Source organism: Rhodoferax sp., from assembly GCF_011391645.1.
GTDB lineage: Bacteria > Pseudomonadota > Gammaproteobacteria > Burkholderiales > Burkholderiaceae_C > Rhodoferax.
On sequence record NZ_JAABQC010000001.1, the window covers coordinates 1 to 15,491 of the forward strand.

Consider the following 15,491-nt stretch of genomic DNA (forward strand, 5'->3'; position numbering starts at 1 on the left):
GGCATCGGTGCAGATACAGGACTGGCCTCTGGTGATCGATATTGCCGAGACGTTTTATTTCAAACCCGAAGCCGGGCTGCTGCTGGTGTCGCCGGCCAACGCCGACCCGGTGCCGGCGCAGGATGTGCAGCCTGAAGAACTCGATGTGGCGATTGCTGTGGACCGGCTGGAAACCGCCACCACGTTGCAGATTCGCCAGGTGCGGCGCAAATGGGCCGGATTGCGCTCGTTTGTGGCCGACAAGACCCCGGTGGTTGGTTTTGCCCCCGATGCGCCGGGCTTTTTCTGGCTGGCGGGGCAGGGCGGCTACGGCATTCAGACCGCGCCCGCCATGGGTGAACTGGCTGCAGCCCTGGTGCGCGGTTTGCCGGTGCCGCCTGCCATGGCGGCTCTGGGCGTGCGGCAAGAGGCGCTTGCCGCCGGGCGGTTCTGAGGTTAGAACGCCTTATGGATCAACGCGCCGCGGTACAGGTAAGGCTGCAGTGGCTGCGCACCGGGTTCGGCACCGCCGCGGTTTTCGACGCTGATCGCCAGTTGCGTGATCGCCGCGATGGTTTTCTCCGAAGCGGGCAACTGGGCGGTCTTGAGCTTGGGTGTCAGCACCCCAAGCGATCTGGGCTGGGCATTGACGCTGATGTCCCACAACTGCATGCTGTCGTTCTGCCCTTCCTTGATGTCGGTGAGGCGCTGCAACTGCAAAAAGCCATCCTGTGGATCAAAGGTGACCAGCACGCCGGGTGCCAGTTGGGCATCAAGCAGCACCGCGACATACTTGGTTTGCGGCACATTCTTGAGTTTGGCCTGTAGATGGCTGATTTGCGCGTTGAACATTTCATACATGCCCACTCCGCTGGCTGCTGCCACAGCCAGAATGACCAGGCAGATGATGGTGGCAAGCCGCCAACCGGTGGTGTAAGGGGGGATGATCTCGGGGGTGTTGGGAGGGACTTCGTTCATGATCAGGGGGTGGGAGTGTGCGAGTCGGGGTGCGGCAACCGCAACTTGCCGGGTGGTTTGAGTTTAGCCGTGAAAACCCTCAGCTCGGCATCATGCGGTCTTTTTCGGGAGTAGCGTGAGGCCGGCATTGGCCAGGTGCTGCAGGGGAGCCGGGATATAAAACTGTACCCGGTTACGGCCAGCGTCCTTGGCCTGATACATCGCGCCATCAGCCCATTTGAGGATGTCGTCGAGGCTGGCTTCCTGGCCATCAAAAATCACCACGCCAATGCTGGTGGTGCAGTGGTGCTCAATGGTGGCTTTGGTCTGATGCTGGCTATTGGTGTTCAACACATAAGGTTGCGCCAGACTGCAGCGAATTTTTTCTGCCACCTGCGCCGCCAGCGCCTTTGAGCTGGCTCGGTCAGCATGCAGATCGCTCAGCAGAACCACAAACTCGTCGCCACCGAAGCGCGCCACAGTGTCGGTCTCGCGCACACAGCTTTTCAGCCGCCGGGTCACCTCGATCAGCAGCAAATCGCCAACGCTGTGGCCGTGCGTGTCATTGAGCGTCTTGAAGTTGTCCAGGTCCAGGAATATCAGCGCCCCATAGTGGCCACTGCGCTTGCCGGCAGCCATGCTTTGGCGCAAGCGGTCGTTCAGCAGGCGCCGGTTCGGCAGCTCGGTGAGCATGTCATACAGCGCCTGGTGGCGCATCTGCTCCTCTATGAGCCTGCGCTCGGTGATGTCGGTGATGAAGCCGTGCCACAGCGTGCCGCCATCGGCTTCGCGCTCGGGCAGGGCGTTGCCAAACAGCCAGCGCACTCTGTCGTCGGCAAACTTGACGCGGTAGTCGTGGCACCACGCGGTCAGGTCGCGCGCCGAGGTCTGGATCGAGGCGATCACGCTGGCGTAATCGTCCGGGTGCACCATGGCCAACACCGGGCCGGCATCGTCGCGCACCTGTTCTGCGGTGACTTGGTAAACCTCTTGAATTGCGTCGCTGGCGTAGGGAAAACAGGAGCTGCCATCCGGGCGCAGGCGGTATTGGTAAACCATTCCCGGCAAGCGGCTGGCAATTTTCTGCAAGCGCGCCAACGCCTCGCGCAATGCCTCCTGGGCCGAGCGCAGCCGCAGCATGGCATCTACCCGCGCCAGCAACTCGGACTTGCCGATCGGCCGCGCGATGTAGCCGTCGGCCAGACCGCCGGTCAGCCCCGCCGCCTGGTCGTCGCCCGACGTCTTGAGCCCTGACAAAAGAATGACAAACACCGCGTGCAACGCAGGCTCGCTCTTGATCTGGCGCGCAACGTCCACACCGTTGCCGTCGGGCAGCATCACGTCGAGCAGCAGCAGCGCCGGCCGGTGGCGGCGCGTGAGCGCCAGTGCCTCGGCCGCGCTGGCTCCGGTGATGACCTGGTAGCCGGCCTGCTGCAGGATGCGTGCCGTGGCCCGCAACACATCGGGGTCGTCGTCAATCACCACCAACGTGGTGCTGGCTGGGTCAGCCATGTTGTTGCTCCTGGTTTGGATTGGCGCTGGGGGTGATGGTGCGCGCTGGCCGCAGGCGCTCTGGCGGCAGCGTAAAGCCGAATACCGAACCCTGCCCGGGCTCGCTGCTCACAAACATGCGCCCGCCGTGCGCTTCAATGATCTTGCGGGCAATGGCCAGACCCAGGCCGATGCTGCGCTCACCCGTCGATTTGCGCGCGGCCTGGCCGCTGGCAAAGGACTGGAACAGGCGCTGTTGCTGCTCGGTTGTCATGCCGGCGCCACGGTCGGTAACCTGCACCCGCAGTTCAGTCGGCAAACATTGGCTGGCCAGCGTGACCATGCCGCCCTCGGGGGAGTGCTCGATCGCGTTGCTCAGCAGGTTGGTCAGCACCTGTTCGATCTTGGCCCCGTCAACGAACCAGTGTCGGTTCGTTGTGTCGAGCTGGGTCGTGATTTGGATACCGCGCCTGGTGGCAATCAGGCTCACCAGTTTGAGCGCGGCATGGGCCACGTTGGCCATGTCTGTGCTCTGCTCATCGAGGCTGAAGCGCCCCGCCTCGATCAGGCTAACGTCCAGAAAATCATCCACCACGCCGCGCATGCGCGCCGCTGCGCTATGGATGGTCTGCAAAAAATCCTGGTGTTCGGCAGACAAACTGCTCCCCACCTCGTCGATCAGGAATTCGGCATAACTCAAGATCAAGCCGGTGGGCTTGCGCAGGTCATGCGCGGCCATGCCCAGAAACTGGTTCTTGAGCGCGTTCAGCTTGCCCAACTCATCGTTTTTAAGCGCCAGCTCGCGCGTCAGGTTGTTGAGCTCGTGGTTAAGTTCGAGCACCTCGCGCCCCAGCCGCGCCTGCTCGGTCGCGTTGATCTCGCCAAACAGCCAATGGTCGGCACCGTCAGGCTCAACCGTGACCTCAAGGGTTTGCGGCAGCCCCGCCGTGGTGTGGACGTTGAGCAGCCGTGGCCGCGCCGTGTCAGCCAGCCAATCGGCAAAGGGAATGACACCGGCAAAATTAAGCAGCATGGCATGCCAGGGCTGGCCGACCAGCGGCGCACCGATCAAATGGAGGGCATGCGGGTTGGCAGCCCGGATGATGCCCGCCGCGTCCAGGCGCAGCGCCACCACGCTGGTGCTCAAGGCCAGAAATCGGCGCTCGGGGTCATTGCTCATAAGCTGCGAGTTGTTTTTCGAGCTCATCGAGCGAATCGATGCAGGTCACGTTGGGGTAGGCCTGCAGCGCCTCCATGCCGCCCCAGCGCAGCGCCTGCCCGCCCACCAGAATTGGCTGCTTGGGGAACTGCCTGCTGATGGTCTCCAGCGCCAAGAGCAATTCGGGCAGGTGCAGCGACAGGCTCAAGGACAGGCCAACCAGGGTGGGACGGCGTTCTTCGATGGTCTGCAGCAACTTGGCCAGCGGTGTGTCAACGCCCAGAAAGTGGCCGCGCCAGCCACGCATCTCACAAAAATCGGCAATCATGCGTCCGCCAAGCTGATGGTATTCATCGGTCACGCAGGCAACAACGATGCTCTGGCCGCGCCTCTGGCCACCAAAGGACTGGGACTGCACCAGGCTCAGCATGCGCTCGGTAATGGCGGTGGCCAGATGCTCTACCGCAACCGATATACGCTGGTTCTCCCACAACTCGCCCACCTGGTACATGGCGCGCTGAAACAGCATGAGGTACAGGCTTTTGAGGTCGGTGCCGGCTGCCACCAGTGCTTGCACGATGCTGGCGCATTGCGCGCGCTCACCGGCCAGCAAGGCGCTCAGGTAACGCTGGTAAGTGGCTTCCTCGAGGGTGCTGCTCATGGAGTTTTCCTCAGGCCGCGGGTTGGGCCGCGCTGGCCTGCTGGCGCGCCTGCGCCAGGGCGTCGGCTACCGCTGCAATCCATATGGACGGGAACCGCGTGGCATCGCCCAGCCACGCCTGCAAACTTGTCACGGCAGCCGGGCTGCCCGCCAGTTCATCTGCCACTGCGCAGCCCAGCAAGCGGCCAGTGCCTGGCAAACCTGCACGCAGATGCACCCCGACCGCCTGATCAAACGCATCGTCCAGGGTTTGAAGCTGGGCGTCGCTCACATACCGGTTGCGCGTGGTGTACAGATCGGCGGCGCCGAGCAGCAGCTTGTCGTAGCCGGACTTGTTTTCGGGCACGGCCGCGACCAGCTCGTCCACCAGAATCTCCAACTGATCCTGCAACAACAGCGTTGGCATGCCGCGCCCGGCAAGCACGCGTCCGAGCCAGCGCACCTGTTGCACGATTTGGGCGGGTGCATAGGTGTACAGCGTGGCTTGCCAAGCGGCATCGCTGCGGGCGAAACGGTAGCCGCGCTCGCCATAACGCTGCTCGAAATAAGGAAAGCGCTGCCAACAGAGGTCAGCTGCTCGCAATGACGCCTGCACTTCGCGCGCATCAGTGGGTACCGCATGGCGCCCGGCTTCCGGGTTGATGGAGGTGACGAGAAATGTCTTTGATTCGCTTTGAAAGGGGTAAAGCGCCAGAAAAACCGCCTCGATCTGCTCGAAAAAATGGTGGGCGGCCTGGCCGATCTGCTCGCGCTCAGTGGCACTGAGTGCGAGCGCGTTCATGCGCTCTTGAAACTGCGTCCAGCGCGCGTCCTGCGCCGGGCCGTCACCGTGCAGGTAGGCCAGACCCTCATTGCCCGTGAGCAACAGGGCGCGTGCCACCATGGGCCGCAACACGCGTGCGCCCAGGCTGGAGCCTTCCAGCACATAAAGGCAAGCCAGCAGCGCAAGAGGTTGTTCAATTGACCACAAACGAATCTGGGTGGCCGCTGCTTGCGCGGCCTCGACCGCTTCTTTCAGGTCGGCCACGGTGCGTGGCTCAAAAAAGTGCAGGTCTTGTTCAAGCAACGGCAGTTTGCGTTGTTCAGTGTGCCAGACCGCTGCGATGCGCTCATCTGCGCAGTCCAGCAGCGCTTGCTCGAGCACCCCCTGCATCACTGCCAAGGCACGCAGTTGCCCCACATACGACTCAAGCGGCAACTGACACGCCGCCAACGCCGCAAAGAACGGCGCACCCTGCAGGCGACTGTGGACCGAAAAGTTGACAGCCTTGAGGTCCTCCATCAGGCTGAGTTGCTGCCCGAAAAGTCCTGTTTTCATTCCTGTCCCTGGCGATACAAAGGTGAGTCATTGTGCACCATTGTGAAGCGGGCCTGGACCGACAGGTCCATCCGGAAATGGTTTTCTTCGTCGCGCCTTGAAAATCAGGAAATGGTTGGCACCTAAATTTTTTCAGTTGCCAGATTCAAGCGCAGTTGGTGCCGAGCAATTTGTGAGCGCACCTGATTGGGTGCGGTGCCGCCGAGAATGTCACGGGCGTTGAGCGAGCCGCGCAGGCTCAGGACGTCATACACGTCTTTTTCGATGGTCGGGTTGAAGCCTTGCAGCACTGCCAGCGGCAGTTCCGATAGGTCCACCTGGTGCGTGACGGCGGCCTTGACCGCATGCGCCACGGTTTCGTGCGCATCTCGGAACGGCAGGCCTTTCTTGACCAGGTAATCGGCCAGGTCGGTGGCGGTGGCATAGCCGCGCAGGGCGGCCTGCTCCATGGCGGGGGCATTCACCGTGATGCCGCCTTCCTTCTGGCCGGTGGTCGGGTTCAACTGGCCGCCGATCATCTCGGCAAAGATGCGCAGCGTGTCTTTGAGTGTGTCCACGGTATCAAACAGCGGCTCCTTGTCTTCCTGGTTGTCCTTGTTGTAGGCCAGCGGCTGGCCTTTCATGAGCGTGATCAGGCCCATCAGGTGGCCCACCACGCGACCGGTCTTGCCGCGCGCCAGTTCGGGCACGTCAGGGTTTTTCTTCTGCGGCATGATGGAACTGCCGGTGGTGAAGCGGTCGGCGATTTTGATGAAGCCGAAGTTCTGGCTCATCCACAAAATCAGTTCTTCGCTCAGGCGGCTGATGTGCACCATGCACAGCGAGGCGGCGGCGGTGAACTCAATGGCAAAGTCGCGGTCGCTGACGGCATCAAGCGAGTTCTGGCACACCTGTGGTGTGCCCAGCGCGTCGACCATGCCCAGCGCGCGTGCCACACGCTCGCGGTCCAGAGGGTAGCTGGTGCCAGCCAATGCGGCTGCGCCCAGCGGCAGGCGGTTGACCCGGCGGCGCACGTCCATCATGCGCTCGGCATCGCGGCTGAACATTTCCACATAAGCCAGCAGGTGGTGACCAAAACTCACCGGTTGCGCCACCTGCAGGTGGGTGAAACCGGGCAGGATGACCTCGACATACTGGTCAGCCACATCGATCAAGGCCCGTTGCAGGTCAAGCAGCAGGGCGCTGATCAGGTCGATTTCACCGCGCAGCCACAGCCGCACGTCGGTGGCGACTTGGTCGTTGCGGGAGCGCCCGGTGTGCAGACGTTTGCCGGCGTCGCCCACCAGTTGGGTCAGCCGTGCCTCGATGTTGAGGTGCACGTCTTCCAGGTCGAGCTGCCACTCAAAGGCGCCGGATTCGATCTCGGAGGTGATTTGCGCCATGCCACGCCTGATGTCGGCCAAATCCTGGGTGCTGATGATGCCCTTGGCCGACAGCATGTCGGCGTGCGCCAGCGAGCCGGTGATGTCGGCCTGCCACAGGCGCTTGTCAAAAAACACGCTCGACGTGTAGCGCTTGACCAGATCACTCATGGGCTCGGAAAACAGCGCCGACCAGGCCTGGGACTTTTTGTCGAATTGGTTTTGGCTCATCGCGGATCAAAGTTAGGAAGAGGCTGGGGTGCCCGAGAATCATCAATAATTGCCACAATGACCAACTGGGTCATCAATCAGGCAGACGCATGCAAGAACCCCAAATTTTATCGGTCTTCCACGACGCAACCGCAGCGCCGGTCAAGAACGCCGTGCCACCGCCTGTGGTGCTGGTGTTTGATGCCTGCCATGTGGGTGTGGTGCTGCGCGCCGTGCTGTTTGTGCAGGCCGTGATGGCGGTGGCCGCCATGTTCGGGGCAGTCAATGTGCTGGACTGGTTCACGCGGCTGTCCCTGGCCACCGGCGCGGCCCTGCCCGCCACCCTGTTTTGGTTGATCGTGGCTTGCGTTTTCAAAAAGGTCCTGGCTCGCTTGCCCCATCCCTTGCAACAGGCGGCCGGCATCGCCCTGGGCGCCCTGGCCGGGTTGTATGGCTGCGCCATGCTGGCCTGGTCGGGCTTGCAGCAGCCGGCGCCCTGGTGGGGCAGTGCGTTTGCCGGCGCCATGCTGGCTGCCGTGCTGGTGGCCGCACTGGTGCTGCGGGCCAAGGGCAAGGCGCCGGCGGCCACCACCGCCCGACTGGCGGAATTGCAGGCGCGCATCCGGCCGCACTTTTTGTTCAACACCCTCAACAGCGCCATTGCCCTGGTGCGCGCCGAGCCGGGCAAGGCCGAAAGGCTGTTGGAAGACTTGAGCGACCTGTTTCGCCACGCCCTGATGGAGCAGGGTGAATCGGTCACGCTGGCGCAGGAAATCGCACTGGCCAAGGCCTACCTGGCGATCGAGCAGGTGCGTTTTGGCGAGCGCCTGCGCATTGTGTGGGCGCTTGACGAAGCGGCCGGGGCGGCGCGCCTGCCGCCGCTGTTGTTGCAGCCATTGGTGGAGAACGCCGTCAAACATGGGGTTGAGCCCAGCACCAGTGGCGCTGACATCAGGGTCAGCACCGAGCGCCGTGGCTCGCGGGTGGTGATCAAGGTCAGCAACACCGCGCCAGCAGCCGACAGTGCGCGCGGCAATGGCCTGGCGCTGGCCAATGTGAGCGAGCGCCTGAGCCTGCTGCACGATGTGCAGGCGCAGTTTCAAAGTGGTTTGAAAGACGGCGTCTACCGGGTCAGGATCGAGGTGCCCGCATGACGGTTCGCGTGTTGCTGGTGGATGATGAAAGCCTGGCGCGCAGCCGGCTGAAAACGCTGCTGGGCGATTGCCGCCAGCCCGCGGCGCAGGTGCTGGGCGAGGCCGCCAATGCCGTGCAGGCGATTGAGTTTTTGCAGCACCACGACGTCGATGCGGTGCTGGCCGACATTCACATGCCGGGCGCCGACGGGCTCATGCTGGCACAGGCGCTGCGCCAGTTGCCCCATCCCCCTGCCGTCGTTTTTGTGACCGCCTACGCCCAACACGCCGTGCAGGCCTTTGACCTGGAAGCGCTGGATTACCTCACCAAGCCGGTGCGGCTGGAGCGCTTGCAGGCGGCGCTGCAAAAAATCGCACGGACGTTGCAACAGGCGCAGGAAACGGCCACCGATGTCGCCGAGGATGTGCTGCTGATCCAGGAGCGCGGCCGTGCCGAGCGCGTGCCGCTGGCGCAGGTGCTGTACCTGAAAGCCGAGCTCAAGTACATCACGGTGCGCACTGCCAGCCACAGCTACATCCTGGAGGCTTCGCTGGCCGAACTCGAGACCCGGTACGCCAGCCGTTTCATCCGCATCCACCGCAATGCGCTGGTGGCGCGGCGTGCCGTGCGGGCACTGGAGAAACACCACGATCCCGAAGAGGGCGATGGCTGGGCGGTGCGGCTGGACGGTGTGGCGGAGTCGCTGTTCGTGTCGCGCCGCCAGCTTGCCGCCGTGCGGGCGCTGGTGAGCGCGGTCTGAGGCCCATGACCGCATCTGTCACGCGCCTCAAGGTGCTGAGTGCCGGCATCTTCAGTCTGATTCTGGTGTTGGGCGTGGCCCGCTTTGCCTACACGCCGCTGCTGCCGCTGATGCAGCAGCAGGCCGGCCTGGGCGTGGCAGCGGCCGGCTGGCTGGCGGCCATCAACTACGCCGGCTACCTCAGCGGTGCCCTGATCGCGTCGCGCATCAGCAGCCTGGTGCTGAAAGACCGGCTTTACCGCATCGGCATGGTGCTGGCCATTGTCAGCACGCTGGTGATGGGCTTGAGCACCAACCTGGTGGTGTGGGCCATCTCGCGCTATGTGGCAGGCCTGACCAGCGCGGCGGGCATGCTGCTGGGCACCGGGCTCATCATGAACTGGCTGATCCGCCACAACCACCGCAGCGAGCTGGGCATTCACTTTGCCGGCATCGGGCTGGGGATTGCCGGCTGTGCCGCGGCGGTGATGCTGTTCACCCCCTGGCTGGACTGGCGCGAGCAATGGTTTGCCTTCACCGCGCTGGGGTGTGTGCTGCTGGTGCCGGCGTTGCGCTGGCTGCCACCGCCCGACACCAGCGGCCTCACCACCACCGGCCAGAAGTTGCAGGACAAGCCGCCGAGCGTGCTTTATTTGCGCATCTTTATGGCGGCCTACTTTTGCGCCGGTTTTGGCTACGTGGTGAGTGTGACCTTTATTGTGGCCATCGTGAACCAGCTGCCGGGTCTGGACGGCTGGGGCAATCTGGTGTTTTTGGCGATTGGCATCGGGGCGGCTCCGGCCTGCATCAACTGGGACTTTATTGCCCGGCGCATCGGCGACCTGAATGCGCTGATTCTGGCCGCAGTGTTGCAGATCGCGGGCATCTTGCTGCCGGTCATGGTGCCGGGCCTGTGGTCCGCCATGCTGGGCTCGCTGCTGTTTGGCGGCACCTTCATCGGCATGGTGAGCCTGGTGCTGAGCATGGCCGGGCGCTATTACCCGGGCATGCCCGCCAAGATGATGGGCAAGATGACGTTGTCCTATGGTGTGGCGCAAATCATCGGCCCGGCAATCACTGGCCAGATTGGCGCCCAGTTTGGCAGCTACAACGCCGGCCTGTACGTGGCCGCCGCCGTCATGGCGCTGGGCACCGGGCTGCTGATGGTGCTCAAGCTGGTGGAAAAGCGCGACGCGCCAAGGGCTTTAGCGCCTTAACCGGTATTGCGCAGCCCCGCGGCGATGCCGTTGATCGAGATGTGGATGCCGCGTTTGAGGCGGTCGTCAGTCTCGCCGGCGCGGAAGCGGCGCACCAGTTCCACCTGCAGATGGTGCAGCGGGTCGATGTAGGGAAAGCGGTGGCGGATCGAGCGTTGCAGTGCCGCGTTGTGGCTCAGGCGCTGTTTGTCGCCGGTGATCAGCTCCAGCGCCCGCGTGGTGCGCTGCCATTCGAGCTCGATGGCGCCAAATATTTTTTTGCGCAGGCGCTTGTCATCCACCAACTCGGCGTAGCGCGAGGCCAATGCCAAGTCGCTCTTGGCCATGACCATGTCCATGTTGGACAGCAGCGAGCTGAAAAAAGGCCATTGTTTCTGCATTTTCTGCAGCAGCGCCAGGCGCTGCTTGGTGAGCCTGACCGTGGCCCCGGGCGGGTTCAAAAAGGCATCTACCGCCGCGCCAAAGCCAAACCAGCCGGGCAGGGTCAGGCGGCACTGGCCCCAGCTGAAGCCCCAGGGAATGGCGCGCAGGTCTTCTATTTTTTGGGTCGCTTTGCGGGATGCCGGGCGTGAGCCAATGTTGAGTTCGGCAATTTCGCGGATCGGCGTGGCGTCAAAGAAATATTCGGTGAAGCCGGGCGTCTCGTACACCAGCTTGCGGTAGGCCGCCATGCTGGCCAGCGACAACTCGGAAGCCGCCTCCAGATAAGCGGGCTCGGCAGATTGGGTTGGGTGCAGCAGGGTGGCCTCCAGCGTGGCTGCCACCAGAGTTTCCAGGTTGCGCCGGCCGATTTCGGGGTTGGCGTATTTGGAGCCAATCACCTCGCCTTGCTCGGTCAGGCGAATCTGGCCGCGCACGGTGCCGGGAGGCTGCGCCAGGATGGCCTCAAAGCTGGGTCCGCCGCCACGCCCCACCGTGCCACCACGGCCATGGAACATGCGCAGGCGGATCGGGCTGGCTGCACTTTGGTTGATGCCGTCAAACATGTCCACCAGGGCAATTTCGGCCTGGTACAGCTCCCAGTTGCTGGTAAAAATGCCGCCATCCTTGTTGCTGTCAGAGTAGCCCAGCATGATGTCCTGTTCGCCATACTGGTCGGCCGCGCCGCGCTGCACCATGGCCAGCACGCCGGGCAGCGCGTAAAACTCGCGCATGATCGTGGACGCGTTGCGCAGGTCTTCGATGGTCTCAAACAGCGGCACCACGATCAGGTCGCAAGTGGCATGGTCGTCGAGCGTGCCCTGCATCAGGCCCACCTCTTTTTGCAGCAGCATCACTTCGAGCAAATCGCTCACGGTTTCGGTGTGGCTGATGATGTAGTGGCGAATGGCCTGCGTGCCAAACAGCGCGCGCGACCGTTTGGCGGCCTCGAAAATACTGATTTCACTGAGAGCGTGCGCGCTGTAGGCATGACCCATGACGCGCAAAGGGCGCGCATCGTTGAGCAGGTCCAGCAACAAGGCGCGCTTGGCGGGCTCGTCGAGCTTGGCGTAATGCGGCGTGATGCGCGCCGTGGCCAGCAGTTCGGCCAGCACGGCTTCATGCTGGTCCGAGCTTTGCCGCAGGTCGACCGTGGCGAGGTGAAAGCCAAACACTTCCACCGCCCGGATCAGGGGTTGCAGGCGCTGCCCGACCAGCGCCTGCGCGTGTTGCGTGATCAGGGACGATTCGATCACGCGCAGGTCGCTCAGCAGTTCTTCAGGGGCCTGGTAGGGGTTTTGCGGTGCCACCGCGTGGCGCGCGGCCTCGCCACCGCTGAGGTTTTTGAGCGTGGCCGCGAGGCGCGCGTAAACGCCGATCAGGGCGCGCCGGTAAGGCTCGTCCTTGCGGTGTTCGTTGCTGTCGGGCGAACGCTGCGCCAGCGCCTGCATCTCGGGCGGGAAATCCACCAGCATCGCCGACAGGGACAGCTCGCCGCCGAGGTAATGCACCTCGGTCAGGTAATGACGCAAGGCCATGTCGGACTGGCGGCCTAAAGCGTGGCTCAGGGTCTGGGCGTTGACGTTTGGGTTGCCGTCGCGGTCGCCGCCAATCCACTGGCCCATGCGCAGGAAACTGTGCACCGGGTGCGGTCCCAGCGCCTGTTCCAGGGTGGCGTAGAGTTTGGGGATCTCGCGAAGAAATGTGGAGTCGTAATAACTCAGCGCGTTTTCCACCTCGTCGGCCACCGTCAGTTTGGAAAACCGCAGCAGGCGGGTATGCCACAACTGCAGCACGCGGGCGCGCAACTGGGCCTCGTTGCTGGCCAGCTCGCGCGGCGTCAGGGCATCGTGCTCGACCTGGTTGGCGGCCGCCTGCGCCAGAATGTCGTCGCGGGCGGTGAGCAGCTTGGCAATGGCGCGCTCGGCATCCAGAATGCTCTTGCGCTGCACCTCGGTGGGGTGGGCGGTGAGCACCGGCGAGACAAAACTGTGCGCCAGCATCTCGCTGATAGCTTGCGGCGTGACGCCCTGGCTGTCGAGTCGCTTCAGGGTCACACCAATGCTGCCGGGCCGGCTATGGCCGGCGCGCGCATGGATGGCGTTGCGGCGGATGTGGTGGCGGTCCTCGGCGAGATTGGCCAAATGACTGAAGTAAGTGAACGCCCGCACCACACTTACGGTTTGTTCACTGCTGAGCGACTTGAGCAGTTTGTTGAGGGCCCGGTCTGCCACCAGGTCGGCATGGCGGCGAAAGGTGACCGAGAGCTGGCGGATCTGCTCGATCAGGTCGAAGGCCGCGTCACCCTCCTGCTCGCGAATCACGTCGCCCAAAATGCGTCCAAGCAGGCGGATGTCTTCGATCAGCGGGCGCTCACTGTCAGGGAGGGCGCTATTGTTTTTGGATGCGGGAGCAGACTTTGGCATGGCGGTGTTGAGGGTCAATGGGACAAAAGCTTAAGCAAAAGCCATGCTAGCATTCCCGTAACGAATACGATTACACAAAGGTTACGGCATCACGCCCATCACTATGCGTCAACTTACCATTGCAACACGAGAAAGCCGGCTGGCCATGTGGCAGGCCGAGCATGTACAAGCCCTGCTGAGTGGCAGGGGCCACCAGGTGACGCTTTTGGGCATGACCACCCTGGGTGACCAGATCCTGGACCGCGCGCTCAGCCAGGTCGGCGGCAAGGGCCTGTTTGTCAAGGAACTCGAAGTCGCGCTGGAACAAAGGCGCGCCGACCTGGCGGTGCACTCACTCAAGGACGTGCCGATGGAGTTGCCCGAAGGCTTCAGCCTGGCCTGCGTGATGGCGCGCGAAGACCCGCGGGATGCCTTTGTTTCTAACCACTACGCCAATCTGGACGCCTTGCCGCAGGGCGCGGTGGTGGGCACCTCCAGCCTGCGCCGCATGGCCTTGTTGCGCGCCCTGCGGCCCGACTTGCGCATTGAGCCCTTGCGCGGCAACCTCGACACCCGTTTGCGCAAGCTCGATGAGGGCTTGTATGACGCCATCGTGCTGGCGGCCGCCGGCCTCAAGCGCCTGGGACTCGAGGCGCGCATTCGTGCGGTGTTCGAGCCCTCGGTCATGCTGCCCGCTGCGGGCCAGGGTGCGCTGGGCATCGAGGTGCGCACCGATCGCCTCGATGTCGTGGCGGCGCTGGCGCCGCTGGCGCACCACACCACCTGGCTGGCCGTGGCGGCAGAACGTGCCGTGAGTCGCGCCATGGGGGGCAGCTGCTCGATGCCGCTGGCCGCCTACGCTACGCTGGCCCAAGACATCCTGACGATTGATGCCGCCTGGGGCGATGCCGACGGGCAATTGCCCGTGGTTCGCGTGCGTTTGACCGGCCCGGTGAGCGGTTTGCCGAGCGCCGCTGAGTTGGGGCAACGGGTCGCGAATGACCTGCGTGCCCGGGTGCTGGCGCAGGGCGGCACCCTGGCCCATCTGGCTGCCTCCGCCCATCAACCGGGGTGACGGTGCGCCTCATCGTGACCCGGGTGCAGCCGCAGGCGCAGCAATGGGCAGATAGTTTTCAAGCCAGTGGCCATGATGCGCTGGTGCTGCCGCTGATCGAGGTGCGCAGTCTGGCCAATGCCACTGCGGTGCGGGCGGCCTGGCTGAACCTGCCCTGCTACAAGGCGGCGATGTTTGTCAGCCGTCATGCAGTGGATTTTTTCTTTCAGGCAAGACCGGCTTCAGCGCCAGCCCCCGAATTGTCAAGCGCCGCGGCCACAAGGTGGTGGTCCACCGGCCCCGGAACAGCCCACGCCTTGCTGGACCACGGCGTGGCAAGTGCGTTGCTGGACACGCCGCCCAAACAGGCCGGGCAGTTTGATTCAGAGGCGCTCTGGCAACAGGTGCGCGCTCAGGTGCGGCCGGGCGACAAGGTGCTGATTGTGCGCGGCGACAGTGTGGCCCCTGACGGCACATTGGTGCAGGACAATGACCAGGGTGTGGGCCGCGAATGGTTGGCCGAGCGCCTGCGCCAAAGTGGTGCGCAAGTTGATTTTGTGGTGGCTTACCAACGCGGCGCACCCGTTTGGACTGCGGCGCAATGCGTGCTGGCGCAGTCGGCGGCTACGGATGGCTCGATCTGGTTGTTCAGCAGCGCTGAGGCGCTGGGCCATTTGCAGGCCTTGTTGCCCGGGCAGGACTGGTCAATGGCCCGTGCCGTGGCCACCCATCCCAGGATTGCAGCGGCAGCCCGGAGCCTGGGCTTTGGTGTGGTGGCGCAGACACGGCCCACGTTGGAAGACGTCCTGGTCTCGATAGAATCCTTGGCATGAATCCCCAGCTTTCCCCTGATCCCGCCGACATTGGCGGCGCAGCTGCACCAAACCCCGGCCCGGCTGTTGTCGCCGCCGGCCCCGTGGCCAGCAGCGCAACGACGGCGCGCACAGCCCTGTGGGTGCTTGGCTGCATGGTTTTGCTGGCGTTGCTGACGATTGCCTTGCTGTGGCAGAAGGTGGCCGGCATGCAGGAGCAGTTGGCGCGCCAAAGTGCCGAGGCGCAGTCGCAGTCGCTGGAAGCGCGGGCAATGGCCAAGCAGGCCGTGTCGCTGGCGCAGGAGACCGCGGCGCGCGCGGCGGTCATGGATTCACGCTTGAGTGAGGTGGCCCTGCAGCGCAGCCAGCTTGACGAACTGATGCAGAGCATGTCGCGTTCGCGCGATGAAAACCTGGTGGTGGACATCGATGCCGCTTTGCGTCTGGCGCAGCAGCAGGCGCAGTTGACGGGCAGCGTCGAGCCCTTGCTGGCGGCACTCAATAGCGCTGACCAGCGCATTGTGCGAGCGGCACAACCCAGGCTGGCTTTGTTGCAGCGCGCCATTGCCCGCGA

General features: G+C 63.8%; 13 protein-coding genes and 1 pseudogene. 7 read left to right on the forward strand and 7 right to left on the reverse strand.

The window, feature by feature from the left end:
- Positions 1-433: FAD-binding oxidoreductase (locus tag GPS82_RS00005; RefSeq protein WP_296490018.1), on the forward strand; the 433-nt coding region annotated here is incomplete at its 5' end.
- 2 nt (positions 434-435) lie between these two features.
- Here the strand turns inward: GPS82_RS00005 and GPS82_RS00010 are convergent.
- The 6 genes from GPS82_RS00010 to argH all read right to left on the reverse strand — a co-directional run bounded on the left by GPS82_RS00010 (position 436) and on the right by argH (position 7,157).
- The gene (locus tag GPS82_RS00010; RefSeq protein WP_296490019.1) at positions 436-957 is read right to left on the reverse strand and encodes an anti-sigma factor; all 522 of its coding nucleotides are present in this window, start codon (positions 955-957) and stop codon (positions 436-438) included.
- A gap of 90 nt (positions 958-1,047) precedes the next feature.
- Positions 1,048-2,448 carry a diguanylate cyclase gene (locus GPS82_RS00015; protein WP_296490020.1) on the reverse strand — a complete coding sequence of 467 codons (1,401 nt, stop codon included), beginning with the start codon at positions 2,446-2,448 and terminating at the stop codon, positions 1,048-1,050.
- On the reverse strand, positions 2,441-3,607 hold the full coding sequence (locus GPS82_RS00020) for a HAMP domain-containing sensor histidine kinase (protein WP_296490021.1): 1,167 nt from the start codon (positions 3,605-3,607) through the stop codon (positions 2,441-2,443). The genes GPS82_RS00015 and GPS82_RS00020 overlap by 8 nt, the downstream gene beginning before the upstream one ends.
- The gene (locus GPS82_RS00025) at positions 3,597-4,247 is read right to left on the reverse strand and encodes a B12-binding domain-containing protein (protein WP_296490022.1); all 651 of its coding nucleotides are present in this window, start codon (positions 4,245-4,247) and stop codon (positions 3,597-3,599) included. Before GPS82_RS00025 ends, GPS82_RS00020 begins: the two co-directional genes overlap by 11 nt.
- 10 nt (positions 4,248-4,257) lie before the next feature.
- Complete coding sequence (locus GPS82_RS00030) at positions 4,258-5,565, reverse strand: biliverdin-producing heme oxygenase (protein ID WP_296490023.1); 1,308 nt, start codon at positions 5,563-5,565, stop codon at positions 4,258-4,260.
- A gap of 122 nt (positions 5,566-5,687) precedes the next feature.
- On the reverse strand, positions 5,688-7,157 hold the full coding sequence (gene argH / locus GPS82_RS00035; RefSeq protein ID WP_296490024.1) for an argininosuccinate lyase: 1,470 nt from the start codon (positions 7,155-7,157) through the stop codon (positions 5,688-5,690).
- Between the two features lie 89 nt (positions 7,158-7,246).
- Here argH and GPS82_RS00040 point away from each other — a divergent pair, with 89 nt between their 5' ends.
- The 3 genes from GPS82_RS00040 to GPS82_RS00050 are packed head-to-tail and all read left to right on the forward strand — an operon-like array spanning position 7,247 to position 10,226.
- On the forward strand, positions 7,247-8,290 hold the full coding sequence (locus tag GPS82_RS00040) for a histidine kinase (protein WP_296490025.1): 1,044 nt from the start codon (positions 7,247-7,249) through the stop codon (positions 8,288-8,290).
- Positions 8,287-9,030 carry a LytTR family DNA-binding domain-containing protein gene (locus GPS82_RS00045; protein ID WP_296490026.1) on the forward strand — a complete coding sequence of 248 codons (744 nt, stop codon included), beginning with the start codon at positions 8,287-8,289 and terminating at the stop codon, positions 9,028-9,030. The genes GPS82_RS00040 and GPS82_RS00045 overlap by 4 nt, the downstream gene beginning before the upstream one ends.
- A 5-nt stretch (positions 9,031-9,035) precedes the next feature.
- Positions 9,036-10,226, forward strand: coding sequence for a YbfB/YjiJ family MFS transporter (locus GPS82_RS00050; RefSeq protein ID WP_296490027.1), 1,191 nt, complete (start codon positions 9,036-9,038; stop codon positions 10,224-10,226).
- On the opposite strand, the gene ppc is transcribed toward GPS82_RS00050, so the two are convergent.
- Positions 10,223-13,072 (reverse strand): phosphoenolpyruvate carboxylase, encoded by a 2,850-nt coding sequence (gene ppc, locus GPS82_RS00055; RefSeq protein WP_296490028.1) that lies wholly within the window; start codon positions 13,070-13,072, stop codon positions 10,223-10,225. The two genes, GPS82_RS00050 and ppc, sit on opposite strands and share 4 nt — an antisense overlap.
- Positions 13,073-13,175: 103 nt before the next feature.
- Between ppc and hemC the strand changes: the two genes are divergently transcribed.
- The 3 genes and pseudogenes from hemC to GPS82_RS00070 all read left to right on the forward strand — a co-directional run.
- The gene (gene hemC / locus GPS82_RS00060) at positions 13,176-14,126 is read left to right on the forward strand and encodes a hydroxymethylbilane synthase (RefSeq protein WP_296490029.1); all 951 of its coding nucleotides are present in this window, start codon (positions 13,176-13,178) and stop codon (positions 14,124-14,126) included.
- Positions 14,123-14,938: a uroporphyrinogen-III synthase gene (locus GPS82_RS00065; protein WP_363716663.1), complete on the forward strand. Its 816-nt coding sequence runs from the start codon at positions 14,123-14,125 to the stop codon at positions 14,936-14,938. The genes hemC and GPS82_RS00065 overlap by 4 nt, the downstream gene beginning before the upstream one ends.
- Positions 14,935-15,491, forward strand: a pseudogene (locus GPS82_RS00070) (hypothetical protein); the annotation flags it as partial. The gene GPS82_RS00065 and the pseudogene GPS82_RS00070, both read left to right, overlap by 4 nt.